Here is a 16,698-nt window from a genome sequence, read left to right as displayed (position 1 = left end):
TGCCGTCCCCAGAGAGAGCACAAGGGGGGCGGGCGGGGCCATGCCCGATCGCTGTGACCCGGTGCCGAAGAACAGAGTGACTCCCTGGAATCATCCGGGAGTTCCGGGCGCTGGCTGGTGCCCGCCTCCACTCGGCTCGAACCCTGCCAGCATCTGCTCCAGCGCTGCCTGGTCCGGCCCGACGAACGCCGGAGCCCCGGCCGCCGAACCCAGTCTGTCGATCATCGCCCCGGTGATCCCCGGTGCCGGCGGCAGATGCGTGGAGAGGATGAGCTCCGGCTCCCTCTCCCGCAGCGGCTGGAAGCTGCCGACGAACTTCTGGGCATCCACGTTCTGCACCCACGGGCTGTCGACTGTCGCCCACAGCAGCTGCGCGGCCCGCAGATCCTCCTCGCCGACTGCACTGACGTCATCGGCTCGTGCCAGTTCGGCGCTGGGCATCGGCCCGCCAAAGCAGTCGGAGCTGAAGCAGGCTCCGGACCGATCGTCGAAGAAGCCGACCGTGCCCGGGTTGTCGAAAAGCGGTGGTCTGAACCCCATGAGGGTACGGTCGCCGACATCCAGGGTCTGCCCTGGGTTGATCAGATAGAGGCGATCAAGCGGCAGTGGCCGCTCACAGGACAGGTACCCCACGGAAAGGAACGTGGTCACGACACGAGCCTCGGGCGCCGCAGCCAGCAAATCGAAGATCCCGCCCGTGTGGTCTCGGTCCGGGTGTGTGAGCCAAATCCATCGCACATCGACGGGGTCGAGCACGGAAGCCACCAGCTCCAGGAAATTCCGGTCGGGCAGTCCGAGGCCGGTGTCGATGACGACGGGCTGGGAGGCGTGTAGCACAAAGGAATTTACCGGGAGATGCCCGATTCCCGGCACCTCGAGGCTGTCATTCAGGACGCTGATGTCCGGTCGGACCTTGTGAACCGGCATGACGCATCTCCAAGCCCCCAGGATGGTGATCGTGTCGCGGCCTACTGGTCCATCCTCGCCCCTTCTCGCAGACGCTGCATCCGGCAAGAGGGCGGGCGCCGTGGGACGACAAGGCGCGGGTGCGTGGGTGCGCTCCCTTGAACCGCTCCCAGGCCGCGCCGCCGCAGTCGAGCGGTGGGCACTTCTTGCGTCCCGCCGTCTGCCTGCCCTGCGTGTGCCTGCGTGATCTGGTCGGCATACGAAGATGACCTGAGCATGCCACAATCCGAACCTCCGTGACATTCTGATCGTCTGGCACGCTGAGGAGAGTAATCCCCCTGTGGGATCTGGGTGCCTGCGCTCCGTGGAGGGGGTAAGCGGGCACCAACGTGGCAGGGGCAGGCTCGTTCATCCCCCCCCGTGGCGGGTCTACTCCTGCTCGCGTCTGCGGCTTCGGTGCCCGAGAGCCACGACCGGGACTCATGGGCGGTCACACATGCCGCGCCCTGACGCTGATCAGATGGCGGGCGGATCGGGCCGTTCGCGTCACGCTCCACCCCGAAAGGCGGCCCGCAACGTCGAACTCCGCCTGCGCTATGTGATGCGACCCGATGCCTCCTTCTTCCGCACCATCAATGTTGGTGGCGACGTTGATGACGTCAGCGACGAAGAACTCCTCCGCCTGAGTCCCACCGCGCACCGAGGCGAACCCGTGCGGCCGTGCTTTCGTTGCGGAGGTGACCTCCTGTGCTGTGGAACGACTGCGGGGGCCAGCGTGTGGATGGAACTCTGCTCGGCCTGCGACGCCGAATACCCCGTCGCCAGCGCACACCACCCGCTCCACCGGCATGTGATCGGGAGAGAACCATGATCATCAAGAAGATGCACGAGGTGGGCATCCGCAGCGAACACGCCTACATGGCCGCTTTCGGCAGCATCGGGTTCTCCGCCTTCATCTGGATGGTCAGCCTCAAAGCCGAGCCCGGCGCCCCCGCAGATCTCGCCCGCGCCCACCGGTGGGGAATCTTCGTCGGCGAATGGGCACCCACCTTGTTCGGCCTCGGCCTTGCTCTCTCCCACTACGAACAGCAAGACGGAACCCTCACCGCCACCGTCCACGACCTCCGCGAGCAGCGGGAGGCCGGCTGAGCCGCGACAACCGAGCCCGCCTATGAACCAAGGGGCGGGCACAGCATGCGCGCACACTGACCCTGCCACACGCTGGTGCCATGGCTAGCGCACAGCCCGTCGTCGTGTACCCGCCCGATGAGGACGGCGGCCGACTGGCACACCACGCGACGGATACCATTCCCCAATGACGATGCCAAGCCGCTGCCGTGACGGCTGGTAGGGCCTCGTAACACTCTCCGTAGCAGAGCATGGCCCAAAGACGTTGGCTCGTCGGCGGGCTGGAGCGAGCAGGGCCTGCTTGTGCCCCTTCCCCGAATTCCGCTTGTGCCCGAAGTAGGCCTGGGAGGCGGAGCAGGTTCTCAGGCTGGCCATCGCGGAGAGGTGGAAGGCACGGAGCAGGCCGCCGGTGGTAGCGGCGCGGGCGGCGCATGTTGCCGCTACGCGGCCGGGCTCCCGCACCTGCGAGAGGTCGGCGAAGGACGCGAGGCGGTCGGCCGTGCCGAAAGCCTCCACATGCCATCGGGTAGGACAAGCTCATGGTCATCACGCGCGCTGGACGGCAACTCGGCCGGGCGAGGTCGCACCCTACGTCGAGGAGTGGTCTGCTGGAAATGTCCATAGGAGGGCACGACGATGCGCTTCACCCGGACCACCGTCTTCGCACCCACGCGGTCGCCCGCGCCGATGGGAGCAGGCGGCGGGTTGCTGCCGAAGCGGGATCTTGCGGCCGCCTGGTTCCTCGTCGTTTTCATCGCGGTGCCCGCGTGGGCGCTCACGATCGGGCAGGCCCGGGACATGGGGGTCGAGCCCGGCACGATGGGGATGGCGCTACCCCTCTTCCTGCTGCTGTGGGTGACGATGATGGCGGCCATGATGCTGCCGTCTATGGCGCCGGTGGCCATCACCTGGGCGCGGGGCATCGGCCGGCTGTCCTCCGGCTGGACCCGGGCCGCACACACCGTCGAGTTCGTCGCCGGGTACCTGACGGTGTGGACCGCCTTCGGAGCGCTCGCTTACACGGGGCTGGCCCTCACCGGTGACCTGGTCGCCGACCACCCGACCGCCGGGCGCTGGATCGGCTTCACCGCATTCCTGCTCGCCGGCCTATACCAGCTCGGCCCCCTCAAGTACGTGTGCCTGCGGCACTGCCGCGACCCTATGAGTCACCTGATGCACTACGCGGGCTTCCGGCCACCGGCCCGCGACCTGCGGGTCGGACTCCACCACGGCGCCTACTGTGTCGGCTGCTGCTCCGGGCTCATGGTCGTCCTCATCCCGCTCGGCGTGATGAACGTGGCGGCGATGGCCGGACTCGCCGTGGTGATCTTCGTGGAGAAGCTGTGGTCCCGCGGCCCGCTGCTCGCCCGGGTCGTGGGCGTCGCGTTCCTCGTCCTGGCCGGGCTCGCGCTGTTCCAGGACTGGTTGCTGCCAGGGCTGCAGGATTCGATGCCCAAGATGGACGGCATGTGACTCATCCGGCATCGTCCGCCAGGCCGCCGGGCAGCAGCTTGAAGAAAGAAGTCCTTCGCTCACGCCTGTGTGCTGATGCGGGGTCTCAGGCGCGTCCCTGGCTGGCTCCTTCGGCCTCCTCGCTGCTGAAGACGTATTCGGCCGTCTCGCCGTAAGACGCCTCGTAACCCAGCCCGAAAGCATCGGAACGCCCTTTAGTCCTGCCGACCTCGAATTCGGGCGCGAACCCGAACATGGCGTTCCTGATCTTCGTCGAACTGCCGTCGGGGCCGGTGAGCGGCTCGTAGGACAGCTCCGTTCTGCCCTCGACCTTAAGGCCGCGCCTCTCCCCGTCCGTGAGAGACACCGTCGCCCGCTCCATTCCCAGGTACTCGCCGTAGAACTGTGAGAGCTGGCCGAACGGACCGCCCTCGCGGCCGGACAGGATGCGCTCCAGTGCGTTCGCCTGCTCGTCACTGGCTGCGCTGTCCACCACGAGACCGACCTTCCAATTGCCGGAGCTCAGGTTGGACGGGAAGTGATTGTAAAAGGCGAAGGCCACACCGGACAGATCCACATCGTCCAAATTCCCGTCCGCGACGTGGAAGACGGCGGTGCCCAGGCAATCGGTCCCGCCTTTGGCGTCCCGGGGCTGGCCGTCATACGGGCAGCTGCATAGCACGGCGCACGAGCAGCCGGCGACGTACGTGCCGGATATCGTCCACGACATGACTGCTCCCTTCTCCGGGGCGGTGGCTGACGTCACTCGTGCTTTCACGCTAGACTCGCCAAACTGGTATGTAAACGTCGTTTCCGGCAAACCGGGCAAGTTGAGCGGTGGCGGGCACGGTACGCCGTTTCGTTTCGTTTGGATCATCTGATCGTTGGTCGGGTGTGGGGTCGGCTCTACGTGCAGTGGGCGCGGATCGAGCCGTTTGGTCCGGACCCCGACGCCGCGGGGTGGCCGGTGGTGGGACCACCGGGAGGTGATCGATACGATCGCCCTTAAGTTCCAGCGGGAACCTAGTGGGTCCACCTGCCAGGCAAGTACGGCAACTGGCGAGGCGTCTACAACCGGCTGAGGATGTGGGCCATGGACGGAATCTGGGAGTGGGTCTTCGCCGCGATGATGGCCCTGGCCGACGCCGAACGAGGACCTCAACTGGGCCGTCTGGACTCCACCATCGTGTGCGCTCATCACCTGCATGCGGTCAGGGCCCGCCAAAGGGGGCCCCAGCAGGCGAACCGGACGCACGCAAATCGCCCGGTCCCGCGGCGGACTGACCACGAAGATCCACCTTGCCGCCGACAGCAACTGCCGCCCGCTGGCCTTCGTCTTTACCGCCCGACAGTCTGGCGATGCGCCCGCTTTCACCGAACGGATGGCCTATCTGCGTGTTCCCCGACGGCGAGGACGGCGCCGCACCAGGCCGGACGTGATTCTGGTCGACAAGGCGTACAGCTCACGCGCATCCCGCGGAGCCCCTGTGCAAGCGAGGCATCCGGCAGTGGTTCCCGTCCCGGCGGACCAGCAGGGTCACCGGCTTCGCCGGGGAAGCCGAGGCGACAGACCACCAGCCTTCGACCGTGAGGCCTTAAGCAGCGCAACACCGTCGGGCGATGCATCAACCGCCTCAAGCAGTGGCGCGGCATCGCCGCCCGCTACGAGAAGACCGCCACCATCTACCTGGCCGGACTCCACATCGCAGGCAATCTTCCTCTGGTCCGCCCGATGATCCAAACGAAACTGGTCTAGCGGGAGACCGGTAATCGCCTCCGAGCTGCGGGGGCGTCACCGCATGCGCGAATAGGGTCGGTGGCCTCGAACCGCACCTACTCCGCTTTTGCAGCCGTGTCGGGGGTGTGGTCAGGTCGGGCCGGTCCAGTCGAATGGGAAGTGTTTGCTTGATTTGCCCGAACGATCCCACGTGAAGCCGAAGGCGTCGGCCTGATCGGTAGTGGCACGGCCCCAGGTCGCGATCTGCCCCGGGCCCACCTCGGCACCGGGGGCGTTGTGCACCTGTACCCGTGCGCCTTCCGGAGTGGTCGGGCCGGTCAGCGCTTCGGCGGTTGCCATCACCCTTCCCGGGATTTCCGCGCGCCAGGCTTCCAGGTTCTCGTCGACCTCGATGCGGATGGGCGCAAAGTCCATGCCCCTCATTTCGGGGCCGAACATCGCGCCGAACTCCGCGGGCCATCCGCCCGCCTCGCCACCGAAGATCGCCTGGAGGGCGGCGCGCTGCTGTTCGTCGGCGCGCTCGTCGAAGAAGACTGCAGCGTAGGAGTCCGTGTGCTCGCGGGTCCAGGCGTTGCCGACGAAGGAGCCGAGCATCAGTACATTGAGGCCCTCGAGCCGCACGTTGCCAAAGTTGCCCTCCCTTATGTGCCAGGCGAGCACACCCTCGCAGTCGCCGTAGGTCGGGGCCTGTGCGAACGTACAAGGGCACGGGATGGCGCACTTGCAGACGTCGAACCAGTCGCCTGCCATATGCCAAGGCGGGGGGCTGGTGGTGGGTTGCTCTGTCATCTGGCTTCCTTCCGCCGCGTCTCGCAAGACATCAATCCCCCTTCCAGCTTGCGCCTCGCTCGCCATGCGGGCGAGGCTGTGCCGCGCGCGTGTGACTGGTGGTGCGGGTGAGGCAGAGGCCGTCGGCTGGGGCATCATCTCCGGATGGACGACACGCCGAGCCGCCTCCCGACCACTCTGCCCATGTTGCGCGCCAAGGCGCGCGACGCGGGTTTCACCATGTCCAGCGAGGACCACACAGGAAGCTTCCTGGCAGCACTCGCTGCCGCCCGTCCTGCGGGCCGGATCCTCGAGCTTGGCACTGGAGTGGGCGAGGGCACCGCCTGGCTGCTCAGCGGCATGGACCGCGCCTCCTGCCTGACCACCGTCGAAATCGACCCCGCCGTCCAAGCCATCGCCCAATAACTGGGCGCCGACCCGCGGATGACCTTCGTCTCTGAGGACGGCGGCGCATGACTGGAGGACTGCGGGTCCTGGAACTCGTGGCTCCCGGCGGATGATCGGCGCCCAGCTCAACGTCACCGAGGCCCGCCACCGCCTCGCCCGGAAGATCTTCTTCGGGCAACGCGGCGAACTGCGCCAGCACTACCGCGAAGGCATGGAAGACCAGCTCGGTGCCCTCGGCCTGCCCCTGAACTCCGTAGAGCTGTTCAACAGCCTCTACAGCGACGCCGCCGTCAAGCAACTGGCCGCCGACGGCTTCCCCGTCACCGACGAGCTGCTCGCCCGCCTCTCCCCGCTCCAGTACGACCACATCAACTTCCTCGGCCGCTACGCTTTCACCCGGCCGGCCGCACCGGGCCGGCGGCAGCTGCGCGACCTGCACAGCGACGACGACACCGACGACGGCGAGGACGAGTAGCCGTAGCCCGTGCAGCGAAAGGGGGTCGGTGATGTCCGACCCAGATACGCGTCAAAGGGGCAATGAGTTGATCTCTAAGCCCTGATGGGGTGCCGGCCCTCCGCTCCAAAGCTGTCACCTGGCCGTGGCATCGGGACCGAACGGCTGATCCGGGCGCGTGGGCGATGGGCGCCACTGCGGGAGCATCATGGCCGTGGTCGCGCGGCGGCGAGGCAGAAGGCGTTGCGGGCGCCGGTGAGTGCGGCGGCGGCCGGGGGGGCGCCGGGCGCGGCGGCATGGAAGAAGAGGCTGCCGAGCAGGGCGACGCCGAGAGTGCCGCCGAGTTGCTGCACCGCGTTGAGCAGGCCGGCGGCGGAACCCGTCTCGTGTGGGCGGACTCGGTGCAGGGCGGCGAAGGCGGGGACGAACTACCACCGCCCGTGATCGGGCCCTGGATGTCCTGCAGCCCTTTTCCTCCCGTTCACCCGATGAACTGTGTGTGCGGTTCTCCAGGAGCGCTGCTCACGCGTAGGTCGGAAAGAGTTCTTCCGGCGAGCCTTCGGGGACCGGTCCGGCGGGGCCTACTCTCCACCCTGACCCATCGACGGGCGCTCGACAAAGTCATGTGTGCGCGGAGCTGTCATCGGCACCACGTACACCTGGCACGGCGCACCCGACGGCGTCCTGCTTCGCCGACGGCACGGGCTGGATCTACGTCTTCGGGCTCCACCACCGACAACTACCGCATCCTGTCCGACAGCACCCGCAACTACGCGGACGGCGCCACCCCCTGGAACACCTGGCTGTCCTGCGAGGAGACCAGCCGCGGCTACGTCTACGAGAGCGACCCGTAGGGCGTGAACGCAGCCAGGCGCCGGGACGCGATGGGCCGGTTCACGCACGAAGCGGCCGCCGCCGACGGGTACGCGGGCCGTCTACCTGACTAAGGACGAATCGGACGGCTGCTTCTACCGGTTCGTCCCGGCCGCCTGGGGCGACCGCCGGTCTTCGCCGCCGACCTGGATCGTCGTCCCCGTCGTTCCCGTTCGTGTGAATGCAATTTTGATGCGGCGATTCGTCGTTCTGGTGACGTGATCATGTGGCTACGCGTCCGTGCGACGCGCCCCGTCGAGGTCAACTCTGCCTCTGCGCAGGCGCGTCCTGCGTTCGGGCCGCGGCACGGAAGACGTACGCCGTTATCGGGGCGGTGACCGGCCCCGGGCCCAGCCGTGCCGTCATCTCCTCGATGACGGTGGCCCGGACAGCCGGTCCGTCGCCGCGCTCCTCAACGGCTGCGCGCACCGGTGTCCCGGTGAGGTACCCGGTGGCAAGGTCGGCGGTCGACGCGGCCCGGCCCTGAAGCGTCAGCTCCTGCTCGTCCTCGACGGCGAACCCGGCGGCCGCCAGATCAGCGGCCACGACAGCGGGGTTGGCATAGCCGTGCGGAACCGTCTGGAAGAACCGTGGCGGGTCGACCGGAAAGGCCCGCTCCAGCCCAGCCTGCAGCGCGACTTCGAAGGCGTGCGTCCCGAGCGGGCCCCAGGTGTTGAACAGGAATCGGCCGCCCGGGGCCAGCACCCGGTGGATCTCGGTGAAGGCCTCGATGCGGTCGGGGAAGAACATCACACCGAACTGGCAGACCACCAGGTCGAAGCCTCCGTCCGGGAACGGCAGTTGCTGTGCGTCGGCCTGCCGCCACACCGCGCCCGGAGCCCGGGTCGACCCGAAAGCGACCATGGCCTCGTTCAGATCGGTGGCCGTCACCTCGGCCGAGGGTGCCGCTGCGAGCAGGTCCGCTGTCAACACGCCAGTTCCCGCAGCGAGTTCGAGGATTCGCCGAGGGCGGAGTGCCGCCGCCCGGGCGGTTAGGTCCTCGGCGAACGGCCGGAAGACCACCGGCACGAGGTACTGCTCATAGGCCGCCGGCATGGATTCGGACCATCGCCGGTCGGCATTGATTCCTGTCACTCTCATGACGCTAGCGCCGCGTCAGGAAACCTCTTCCTTGCCGCGCCGCCATGCACCCGGGAGCTAGCGCGTGTCTCTTTGATGGGTTGGTCAGTTGATCGGATGTGTCCGTCCGGTTAGTGATCACCGATGCGATGTGGGACCGGATCTCGCCTCTGATGCTGGCGGATCCGGTCCGCGGGCGGCGATGGGCCGACCACCGCCGCACCCTTGAGGCCATCGCGTGGAAGTACCGCACCAACTCGCCCTGGCGGGACCTGCCCGACGAGCTCGGCCCGTTCCAGACCGCTCACAAGCGGCTGATCAGATGGGCCGTCGACGGCACCTGGGAGATGGTCCTCACCGCCGTCCTGGCCGCAGCGGACGCCGACGACGACATCGACTGGACGGTGTCGGTGGACTCCACGGTCGTCCGGGCCCACCAGCACGCTGCCGGAGCACTCAAAAAGGGGCGGCACACTCCGGCGAGCCCGCCGATCACGCGCTCGGACGCTCCCGCGGCGGGCTGAGCACCAAGGTCCACCTGGCCGCAGACGGCTACGCACGGCCCCTCGCCTTTACCGTCACCGCAGGCCAGGCCGGTGATGCACCCGCCTTCGAGACGGTGATGTCCCGCATCCGCGTGCCCCGCACTGGTCCGGGCAGGCCCCGGACCCGGCCCCTGGCCGTTCTGGCTGACCGAGCGTATTCCCCGCGCGCCATCCGCAGCCACCTGCGGCGCCGGGGCATCCGTGCGGTCATCCCGCAGCCGTCCGGCCAAGTCGACCATCGTCTGCGGCGAGGCCGACTCGGTGGCCGTCCACCCGGCTTCGACAGCGAGGCATACAAGCAGCGCAACACCGTCGAGCGGTGCATCAACCGCCTCAAGCAATGGCGCGGCCTGGCCACACGAACCGACAAGCTCGCGATCGCCTACCAAGCCGCACTCCACCTCGCCGGCATCCTCATCTGGACCCGACGCTGACCAAAGAGACAGAACCTAGCTGGGATTCCCGGGCCAGAACAGCGCGCCCGATTCGTAGAGTGTCGGCATGAGCTCCCCGACGCAGGCCCCGGACCTGCATGCGATTCTGCGCGGCTGGCTCGCCGGGGCGTACACCCTGCCCGACGGCCAGGAAGTCCGCGGCCGCGCGTGGGACGACGAAGATCCGGCCCTTCGCGGACCCGCGAGCGGAGCCCGGACCAACTGGTCCGGTGGACTGAGCCCTTCAGTTGGCCAGCTGAGCGTTGGCTGGGCCAGCTATCGGCAGACTCAGTCGTTGAGATGCATGGCAAGAGACGCCGACCTCGGGCGCCAGCCAAGCCGCCGCTGTGTGAACTGCGCAGACTTTCTGACCAGACCTCAACGCGCGGGGGTACGTGTCACCTCCCTGGCATTCTCCCAGTGCCGGTCGAAGTACGACTTGAAGTACGCTGCAGCCTCGCTGTCCTCAATGCGCATACCCTGGACTCGGTCGCCGACGGTGAATGCGAGGAACACCGCGCTCGTGTCCATGATGGCCATGCTCATAAGGTCGGCCTTGATGGGCCAGGTCACCTCGCGAATGCTGTAGCTGCGCAGGTGGCGGGTCTGTTCCCGGTGCCGTGCCGTCCAGCTGGCATACCCTCTGGACGAGCCGAGGCAGAACAGACGCCGCACCGATCCGCCGTTCTGCGCCCAGTCGAGTACCGCCTGGAAGTAATCCGAGAAGGCTGCAGACGATGCGCTGAAGTCATCCGGAGTCTCAAGCCGCATGTACCAGGCGTCCAAATGGCTAGGGCAGCGGTTGACGAGATAGTCAACCTCCGCCTTATAGAACGCCGCCGCGTCCGGATAGTGCTCTATACGTGATCGGTTCACCTGATCGAAGTCGCGCCGCAGCAGTTCCACTTCGGTGCGGAGATCGGCCAGCTCTCGCTGCGACGCGGTGATGGGGACGAGGGAGCGCAGGATTGCGTAGACCGCCGTGAACAGGAATGGCATTTGCCAGGCAGCGGACAGTCCGAAGAGCGCAGCGGTCACTGATCCGCAAACGGCGACAAGACAAGCGATGGCCAGCCCCCGCTGATCCCAGCGCTCCAACAAGTTCCCCGGCCCCGACGCGGTCCGCGAACCAGCCATGCACACCTCACAGACTCTCGGCACTACGTCCGTCCAGTGGGTGAGCCCCCGTTGAGTTCAATTCCCTGCGCGTGTCGAGACCAATCGCGCCCGGTTTTTAGAGCGCGAACGCTCTGGTCGCCTGCTACAGGTCGAACTCGAGGTGCTCGATGTCCGTGAACCGGACCTCCTCCAGGCTGCCGGCGCGGCGGCCGCCGTCCTGGAAGTACACCTCCTTGAGCGCCTCAGCGGCGATCTCCTTGAGGCGCTGCTCGGTGGCGCCCTGCTCCTGGGCCTTGAAGAGACGGGCAGCGTAGCGAGGCGTCAGCGCCACCGTGAGGTGGCGGAGGCGGTCTTCGTCGGTGGAGCCGATCGGCGCGGTGTAGCCGATCCGGGCGCGGGTGTCGATGACGATGCCGCCGGTGGTCGCCGCCTGCTGCCGGGCCTTGGCGCGGATCTGCGGCTGCCAGCGCTTCTTCACCTCGCGCTCCAGGCGGGCGGCGAGGTCCGGGCGGGGCTTTTTGATCTGGTCTTTCACGTACCGTTCGACGGTGCGCTGGGAGATGCGGAGCATCTGGGCGACCGGCTTGGTGCCCTTGAGCTGCTTGACCAGGTACCGCATCTGCGCGCCCGCGCTCTTGGGCGCCGGGCGGGTGAACGCCTTCTGCACCGCGGCGTCCAGGCCGTCCCCGAACAGGCTCATCGCCCTCTCCTACTCTCCGTTGTCGACGTCGGTGACGGTGGCCGTCCTTGATGTACCGGGCGAAGCAGAGCTTCTGCTGCTTCAGGACGGTAAGGCGAAGTAATTGTCACAGGCCAGCGACGCGGTCAGCGGGCACCGCTATGGAAGGGGCGGGGCGGTCGGATTCGGACCGACGTCCTCCGAGAGGATGTCGCGTGTCACGTTTGGCGACAAGCTGCGGTGATCAACGCCCGTTTCCCTGCCTTACGCTGGCGTGATGGGTGTGGGGATAGAAGTCCTGATCGTGGACTGGCCGCAAGTTGAGGCGGCCGTGCCCGGCGACCGGGAACGGTTGCTGATCGATGCCGCCTTCGGAGAGGTGTACAGCGACGACCTCTTCGAGCATGGCTGGTCGTGGCCCGCTCAGCCGGGTGATGCCTGGTACGGCAGGTACGCCTTTCGGCACTCACTCGGCTCGTACAAGCCGCACTTTTGGGCCGGCCACCGCTGGGACCACATGCGCGACTTCGTCGAGCCCATGGTGCGCGACCCTTTGGACCGGTTCAACGACGCGCTGTTCTGGCACGGTCTGGAAGACACCACCGGGGTCGGTTCGGATCTCCCGGAGCAGCCGTGCACCTGGGACGCGGATCTGCTGCTGTGGTGCCCGCCCGAACACGTACCGCTGGTCGCCGGATGGTGGCAGCAGGCGGCACCCCACCTGGAAGTTCTGCGCAAGCCGTTCACCCAGCATGCCGCAGATCCCGGCGGCTGGATCACGACCTTCGAATCGTTTGCCGACCTCCTCACCGACTGGGGAAAGGTGGTCACGGAAGCAGAGCGCCGCGGCTGGGGCATCGTCGGCCTACGCTGCTGACCGCTACCACGGTCCGCATCCAGGGTGCGGCCCCGGACGCGTGACGGCGCACCTCGCCGGGCTGGGGGTGTCCGCCTTCGGCGTCGATCTGTCACCGAAGATGGTCGGGCTGGCCCGGCACGCCTATCCGAACCTGCGGTTCACTGAGGGCTCGATGACCGCGCTGGAGATGAGGGACGACGAGCTCGGCGGCATCCTGGCCTGGTACTCCACCCACCACACACCCCGCGGTGGCTGCCGGATGTGTTCGCCGAGTTCCACCGCACGCTCGCGCCCGGCGGCTACCTGCTCTGGGGAGACTACGTCGGCAATGAACACCTGCAGCCGACCCACGGCTATGGCCGTCCGGTGTCCTACGAGTCGTACCTCCTGCCCCTGGACCGCATGGTCGACCTGATGGAACAGGCCGGACTCGTCGTCACCGCGAGACTGGAACAGCAGCCCGCCGGGCAGATGGGCCGGTGGGACCATGCCCGTCAGATGCCGACGGCCCTCCAGCACCTCCGCCTCGATCTGCGGGCGTCTGGCCAGGACGTAGTCGCAGCCCGTGGAGTACGACGCCTGGTCGAAGCCGTACTCCTGAGCAAGACGCTGATGGATTGATCCAGCCCTTGGCCGGATCCAGGACCGTGGCCCCTCGGCGCCGGCTTCTTCCTCGGCGGCAGGACCGCAGAGGTCAGTGCCTGCCGCACCGTCCGGCGGTGCACTCCGTACTTCTCCGCGAGTGCCCGCTGCGACATCTCCGGATCGAGACGCTTGTCCCGCCGGATCGCAGCGAACAGCTCCGCCCGCGACAACCCCATCCCGGCCTCCCCAGGACCGTGATCAAGTAACACGGCCTCCGACATGACCATGATCGACGCACAAACCCTTCCGTCGCCGGGCAGATGGAGCAGTGCATTCATTCCAAAGAGGGCACGTCGCGGACTTGCCTGCCAGCGTATGCACGAGCCTCTCCGGCCTGTGCTGCGGCGCTGCCCGGCGCGCTATTCACCATCGTCGAGGGCCCGATAGTCGCGGCTGTGCGGCAAGCCGTTCACCAACTGCAGGAACTTCTCGTGCAGTCGACCGTTGGTGACCAGCACCGACATGTCGCCTTCCAGTACGGACGCGCCGTCCAGGTCAGTCACTCGGCCACCCGCCTCTGTGACGATGACCGGCATCGGAGCGATGTCCTCATAGCCCATCGGCGGACCGGCAATGACGCGGGCGAGACGACGATCCTGCGCTCGCTCGACGAGGTCGCCGCGCTGAAGGAGACCGAGGGCGGCCCGATCATCGTCCACGGCAGCGCCGCCCTGAACCAGAGCCTTTCGGACGCTGGCCTGATCGACCGCTACCACCTGCTCGTCTTCCCGCTCCTGCTCGGTGCGGGAAAGCGTCTGTTCAGCGCCACGGACAAGGACACCCAGAAGCTGAAGCTGGTCGAGCATGAGGCGTACGCCAACGGCCTGCAAAAGAACGTATTCGAGGTCGTCCGCTGACAAGGCTCCCGCACTCGCCCTGCCGTCGCGTCTCCAGACGTGGCACCCGCTGGAAGTACGCAAGAAAGATCACGACGACATGACAGGCCGGACATCGCACATGACTGCACCAGTGAAGGGCCCCGCCAGCTACTTCTCCTCGATCGAGAAGAAGTACGGCGGCCCGATCGCGGGGTGGAAGGACCTCATCCGCCCCTCGCCCCTGACCCAGCACATGGAACTGGTCACCTGGCTCAAGGCCGAGCACGGTCTCGGCCATGGCCACGCCAACACCCTCGTCGCCCACACTCTCGCCGAAGGCGACGGAAACTGACCCGGATGCAGGTTCCGTGGGACCCATGCTCGGGCCCCGGTGCTGTCAGCTCTTCGTGAACATCGAACATGCCGATCGCGGGGCGCCTCCCACAATGATGAACAACCGCTGTCGGATCTCGTGAACAGAACCAGCTCCCCAATTGGTGGGGGCGGGCTGCGCCCGCCCCCACACCGGCTTTGAAACTTCGCTAGGGCTGGGGAGCCATGTGCTTCGGGTTAGCTTCCGAGCCGGAGCCTCAGAAGTTGGCCAGGGTGCGGTCGAGGAGGGGCAGCAGGCGGTCCCAATGTCGCTGCAGAGCGGCGGCGTTGAAGGCGTCGGTGTCGGCCATGGTGAAGCCGTGGACGGTACCGGGGTAGATCTCGGAGGTGTAGCCGACCCCCGCGGCGTCCAGGGCCTGGTTGAGCTCGCCCAGGGCCTCGGGCGTCAGGTCGCCTTCGGCGTGGCCGAGGTGGACCTGGGCGGTGAGCTTGGCGAGGCTGTCGGGCCCGTCCGCGCCCACGGGGCTGTGGAATGCGGCGAGGGCGGCCACTTGGCCGGGGTGGGCCGCGGCGGTGCGCATCGCCAGGAGGCCGCCTATGCAGTAGCCGGTCACCGCGACCGGTCCGGCGCCGACCTCGGGCTGGGTGGTGAGGAACCTGAGGTAGGCGTCGGCATCGCGCAGGACACGTTCGGCGGTGTGCGCCTCGATCAAGGGCATCAACTGGGCGAAGACCGCGGGCCGGACCTCTTCTCCGATGTGCTTGGGAAGTTCGATCACCGGTGCCGGGCCGTGCCGGTAGAAGAGGTTGGGGACGAGCACGTAGTACCCGTGCTTGGCCAGTTCGCGGGCCATCTCCCGCAGCACGGGCCGGACGCCGAAGCCGTCCGCGTACATCAGGACGCCTGGGTGCCGCTCGCCGTTGTCGGGGAAGGCGGAGAAAGCGTCGGCCTGGCCGTCCTCGGTGGGGATGTGCAGCATCTTGGTGGGCATGAGTTCTCCTGTCGTGGTTGACGTGTCGAGCTGTGATCAACACGACAGGAGGCGGAGCCCGCGCAGCAGCGCCGGATCCTCGATCCAACAGCGGGCCAGCTCCGGCCCGTACGGTGCTCAGAAGAGCGCCGGGTCACCAATCCGTGTGTGGCGCAATGCCGTCCCGGTAGTCATCGCCGCCCAACGTAGCCCACTGGACAGGATCGATGCCAACACTCCCCAGTCCACAGCACTGTTCATGAAAATGATCTTGGTTAGCCCCTGTCGACGCGCTGCCCATGACAGCGATACCGATCTTGTGTCTGCTCGGCCCTCACCACACATCGAAGGCCCTGTTCGAATTCCGAGCTGGGCAAACGGGATCGAAAACAGGCACGAGCTCTGTGCCCTTTTCAGGCCTCGCCGCCCCGAGGCTGCGGCGGTGTGGCATCGGCCACGGATGAACCATCCGGTCAAGGGGTGGTCAACGGTCATAACGGTGCGGCCCATACGCCTCGCGCGTGCGGGCCGGACCTGTCACCGATCCAGCCGTGTACGGCCGGAGAATCCTGAGGACGCGATGACCACCGCACCCTTCCCACCGACCCCGCCCGTCCCGCCGACCGCACCGGCGGGGCCGGACGGCGCTGCGACAGTGAGCCCTGCGGCGAGCCCTGTAGAGAGCCACGCTCCCAGCCCCGCAGCCACAAGCCTCCGTCTGGCGGTTGTCGCTGATCAGATCCCCGTTTCACCGGTCCCGGCTGGTTGCAACTCCTCTTCTCCCAGCACTGATGCGCCTGGAGAAGCGTTTCGGGCCCGGAAGGCGGCGGCGAAGGCCGGCGCGGACATCCGCGCGAGATCCTGCTCGCCTCGCCCGGCTGCGTCTGGCCACGCCCCGCCAGCTCAAGGCACTGCTGCTGCCGCACCAGCCATCATCGTGGCGACCACGACGCTGGCGCAGCTGACCCAGCACGGCCCCGATGAGCCGGTGTGGCGCGTGGCCGGCCGCGGCGCGGGGGAGGAACGCCGCCCTCTGGACGCGTTGCCGAAGGCACGGTGAGCACGGCGGGCCCGGCCCGGCCTGGACGACTTGAGGCAGGGGCCGCGCCCGCCGCCGCGCGGGCGTTGTCGGTGGCGGCTGCGAGGCTGGACGGCGTGAACGCAGACGAGCAGCTGCTGAACGGCCGCGTCTACGGCCACGACCACGACGACCCCAACCCCGGCCCGCTCCCGCACCGGACCTACGCCGAACTGGGTCGGCGGACCGCTGGACGGCCTGCTGCTGGACATCCACGGCTGGCGGACCGCAGAAGTCGACGACGGCGTGGCCCTGTCCACCGAACTCGGGCAGTTCCCCGGCGGCCGCGCCCTGTACGACCCGCGCCCCGACGAGCCGCGCACACCGGGCCCGGGCGTGAGCTGCCGCCTGTACTACTCCGGCGACACCCCCTGGCCACAACCCCGACCACGGCAGGTCAGCGCTGCTCA

17 protein-coding genes and 5 pseudogenes are annotated in these 16,698 nt (G+C 67.7%); 13 read left to right on the top strand and 9 right to left on the bottom strand.

The features are described from left to right. Positions 1-90: 90 nt before the first annotated feature. Positions 91-927, bottom strand: coding sequence for an MBL fold metallo-hydrolase (locus tag QF034_RS00440; protein WP_307172995.1), 837 nt, complete (start codon positions 925-927; stop codon positions 91-93). A gap of 846 nt (positions 928-1,773) precedes the next feature. On the opposite strand from QF034_RS00440, the gene QF034_RS00435 reads away from it, so the two are divergent. Then, entirely contained in the window at positions 1,774-2,055 is a 282-nt protein-coding gene (locus QF034_RS00435; RefSeq protein ID WP_307172994.1) for a hypothetical protein, read from the top strand. A 181-nt stretch (positions 2,056-2,236) separates the two neighbouring features. On the opposite strand, the pseudogene QF034_RS41705 reads toward QF034_RS00435, so the two are convergent. Beyond that, a pseudogene (locus tag QF034_RS41705) lies at positions 2,237-2,550 on the bottom strand (IS110 family transposase); the annotation flags it as partial. Between the two features lie 120 nt (positions 2,551-2,670). On the opposite strand from QF034_RS41705, the gene QF034_RS00430 reads away from it, so the two are divergent. Next, a complete protein-coding gene (locus QF034_RS00430; RefSeq protein ID WP_370880750.1) occupies positions 2,671-3,507 on the top strand; it encodes a DUF2182 domain-containing protein in 837 nt (278 codons plus the stop codon). An 85-nt stretch (positions 3,508-3,592) separates the two neighbouring features. Here the strand turns inward: QF034_RS00430 and QF034_RS00425 are convergent, their stop codons facing one another. Next, positions 3,593-4,216, bottom strand: coding sequence for a DUF1326 domain-containing protein (locus QF034_RS00425; protein WP_307172993.1), 624 nt, complete (start codon positions 4,214-4,216; stop codon positions 3,593-3,595). Positions 4,217-4,378: 162 nt separating this feature from the next. Here QF034_RS00425 and QF034_RS00420 point away from each other — a divergent pair. Beyond that, a pseudogene (locus QF034_RS00420) lies at positions 4,379-5,242 on the top strand (IS5 family transposase). A 111-nt stretch (positions 5,243-5,353) separates the two neighbouring features. On the opposite strand, the gene QF034_RS00415 reads toward QF034_RS00420, so the two are convergent. Further along, complete coding sequence (locus QF034_RS00415; RefSeq protein WP_307179759.1) at positions 5,354-6,013, bottom strand: DUF1326 domain-containing protein; 660 nt, start codon at positions 6,011-6,013, stop codon at positions 5,354-5,356. Positions 6,014-6,157: 144 nt separating this feature from the next. On the opposite strand from QF034_RS00415, the gene QF034_RS00410 reads away from it, so the two are divergent. Continuing rightward, the gene (locus QF034_RS00410) at positions 6,158-6,418 is read left to right on the top strand and encodes an O-methyltransferase (protein WP_307172992.1); all 261 of its coding nucleotides are present in this window, start codon (positions 6,158-6,160) and stop codon (positions 6,416-6,418) included. 91 nt (positions 6,419-6,509) lie between these two features. Next, positions 6,510-6,875 (top strand): Tn3 family transposase, encoded by a 366-nt coding sequence (locus QF034_RS00405; protein ID WP_307172991.1) that lies wholly within the window; start codon positions 6,510-6,512, stop codon positions 6,873-6,875. Positions 6,876-7,060: 185 nt separating this feature from the next. Here the strand turns inward: QF034_RS00405 and QF034_RS00400 are convergent, their stop codons facing one another. Next, entirely contained in the window at positions 7,061-7,207 is a 147-nt protein-coding gene (locus tag QF034_RS00400; protein ID WP_307172990.1) for a hypothetical protein, read from the bottom strand. Positions 7,208-7,493: 286 nt separating this feature from the next. On the opposite strand from QF034_RS00400, the pseudogene QF034_RS00395 reads away from it, so the two are divergent. Then, positions 7,494-7,862: pseudogene (locus QF034_RS00395) on the top strand (alkaline phosphatase PhoX); the annotation flags it as partial. A 126-nt stretch (positions 7,863-7,988) separates the two neighbouring features. Here the strand turns inward: QF034_RS00395 and QF034_RS00390 are convergent. Further along, positions 7,989-8,828 (bottom strand): class I SAM-dependent methyltransferase, encoded by an 840-nt coding sequence (locus QF034_RS00390; protein WP_307172989.1) that lies wholly within the window; start codon positions 8,826-8,828, stop codon positions 7,989-7,991. Between the two features lie 128 nt (positions 8,829-8,956). Between QF034_RS00390 and QF034_RS00385 the strand changes: the two genes are divergently transcribed. Beyond that, positions 8,957-9,786, top strand: a protein-coding gene (locus QF034_RS00385) for an IS5 family transposase (RefSeq protein WP_370880926.1) whose coding sequence is annotated in 2 segments (ribosomal slippage) — positions 8,957-9,274 and positions 9,277-9,786 — 828 coding nt in all. Because the reading frame shifts where the segments join, the coding sequence is not laid out codon by codon here. A gap of 378 nt (positions 9,787-10,164) precedes the next feature. Here QF034_RS00385 and QF034_RS00380 read toward each other — a convergent pair. Both QF034_RS00380 and tpg read right to left on the bottom strand, forming a co-directional pair. Continuing rightward, positions 10,165-10,824, bottom strand: a complete 660-nt coding sequence (locus QF034_RS00380) for a hypothetical protein (protein WP_307172987.1) — start codon at positions 10,822-10,824, stop codon at positions 10,165-10,167. Positions 10,825-11,047: 223 nt separating this feature from the next. Beyond that, positions 11,048-11,605, bottom strand: coding sequence for a telomere-protecting terminal protein Tpg (gene tpg / locus QF034_RS00375; protein ID WP_307172986.1), 558 nt, complete (start codon positions 11,603-11,605; stop codon positions 11,048-11,050). Between the two features lie 256 nt (positions 11,606-11,861). Between tpg and QF034_RS00370 the strand changes: the two genes are divergently transcribed. The 4 genes and pseudogenes from QF034_RS00370 (at position 11,862) to QF034_RS00355 (ending at position 14,258) form a co-directional block, all read left to right on the top strand. Further along, positions 11,862-12,461 (top strand): hypothetical protein, encoded by a 600-nt coding sequence (locus QF034_RS00370; RefSeq protein WP_307172985.1) that lies wholly within the window; start codon positions 11,862-11,864, stop codon positions 12,459-12,461. Beyond that, positions 12,379-12,908, top strand: a pseudogene (locus QF034_RS00365) (class I SAM-dependent methyltransferase); the annotation flags it as partial. The gene QF034_RS00370 and the pseudogene QF034_RS00365, both read left to right, overlap by 83 nt. Before the next feature lie 440 nt (positions 12,909-13,348). Further along, positions 13,349-13,945 carry a dihydrofolate reductase family protein gene (locus tag QF034_RS00360; protein ID WP_307172984.1) on the top strand — a complete coding sequence of 199 codons (597 nt, stop codon included), beginning with the start codon at positions 13,349-13,351 and terminating at the stop codon, positions 13,943-13,945. Between the two features lie 100 nt (positions 13,946-14,045). After that, the gene (locus QF034_RS00355; RefSeq protein WP_307172983.1) at positions 14,046-14,258 is read left to right on the top strand and encodes a DUF4287 domain-containing protein; all 213 of its coding nucleotides are present in this window, start codon (positions 14,046-14,048) and stop codon (positions 14,256-14,258) included. Between the two features lie 238 nt (positions 14,259-14,496). Here QF034_RS00355 and QF034_RS00350 read toward each other — a convergent pair whose 3' ends face one another. Next, positions 14,497-15,231 carry a dienelactone hydrolase family protein gene (locus QF034_RS00350; protein ID WP_307172982.1) on the bottom strand — a complete coding sequence of 245 codons (735 nt, stop codon included), beginning with the start codon at positions 15,229-15,231 and terminating at the stop codon, positions 14,497-14,499. A 916-nt stretch (positions 15,232-16,147) separates the two neighbouring features. On the opposite strand from QF034_RS00350, the gene QF034_RS00345 reads away from it, so the two are divergent. Together QF034_RS00345 and QF034_RS00340 are read left to right on the top strand one after the other, a co-directional pair. Further along, positions 16,148-16,270: a hypothetical protein gene (locus QF034_RS00345; protein WP_307172981.1), complete on the top strand. Its 123-nt coding sequence runs from the start codon at positions 16,148-16,150 to the stop codon at positions 16,268-16,270. A gap of 95 nt (positions 16,271-16,365) precedes the next feature. Beyond that, positions 16,366-16,660 (top strand): annotated as a pseudogene (locus QF034_RS00340) (hypothetical protein); the annotation flags it as partial. Positions 16,661-16,698: the final 38 nt, after the last annotated feature.

It is taken from the genome of Streptomyces africanus, assembly GCF_030816955.1.
GTDB lineage: Bacteria > Actinomycetota > Actinomycetes > Streptomycetales > Streptomycetaceae > Streptomyces > Streptomyces africanus.
Note: the sequence above shows the minus strand (reverse complement) of the source record. Positions and strands in the feature narration are given on the sequence as shown.

Excerpts from the sequence above, each read along its gene's own strand:
- QF034_RS00405 (WP_307172991.1), top strand. The coding sequence starts at position 6,510 with ATGATCGGCGCCCAGCTCAACGTCACCGAGGCCCGCCACCGCCTCGCC.
- QF034_RS00410 (WP_307172992.1), top strand. The coding sequence starts at position 6,158 with ATGGACGACACGCCGAGCCGCCTCCCGACCACTCTGCCCATGTTGCGC.
- QF034_RS00435 (WP_307172994.1), top strand. The coding sequence starts at position 1,774 with ATGATCATCAAGAAGATGCACGAGGTGGGCATCCGCAGCGAACACGCC.
- QF034_RS00355 (WP_307172983.1), top strand. The coding sequence starts at position 14,046 with ATGACTGCACCAGTGAAGGGCCCCGCCAGCTACTTCTCCTCGATCGAG.
- QF034_RS00390 (WP_307172989.1), bottom strand. The coding sequence starts at position 8,828 with ATGAGAGTGACAGGAATCAATGCCGACCGGCGATGGTCCGAATCCATG.
- QF034_RS00440 (WP_307172995.1), bottom strand. The coding sequence starts at position 927 with ATGCCGGTTCACAAGGTCCGACCGGACATCAGCGTCCTGAATGACAGC.
- QF034_RS00360 (WP_307172984.1), top strand. The coding sequence starts at position 13,349 with ATGGAGCAGTGCATTCATTCCAAAGAGGGCACGTCGCGGACTTGCCTG.
- QF034_RS00425 (WP_307172993.1), bottom strand. The coding sequence starts at position 4,216 with ATGTCGTGGACGATATCCGGCACGTACGTCGCCGGCTGCTCGTGCGCC.
- tpg (WP_307172986.1), bottom strand. The coding sequence starts at position 11,605 with ATGAGCCTGTTCGGGGACGGCCTGGACGCCGCGGTGCAGAAGGCGTTC.
- QF034_RS00350 (WP_307172982.1), bottom strand. The coding sequence starts at position 15,231 with ATGCCCACCAAGATGCTGCACATCCCCACCGAGGACGGCCAGGCCGAC.
- QF034_RS00370 (WP_307172985.1), top strand. The coding sequence starts at position 11,862 with ATGGGTGTGGGGATAGAAGTCCTGATCGTGGACTGGCCGCAAGTTGAG.
- QF034_RS00430 (WP_370880750.1), top strand. The coding sequence starts at position 2,671 with ATGCGCTTCACCCGGACCACCGTCTTCGCACCCACGCGGTCGCCCGCG.
- QF034_RS00415 (WP_307179759.1), bottom strand. The coding sequence starts at position 6,013 with ATGACAGAGCAACCCACCACCAGCCCCCCGCCTTGGCATATGGCAGGC.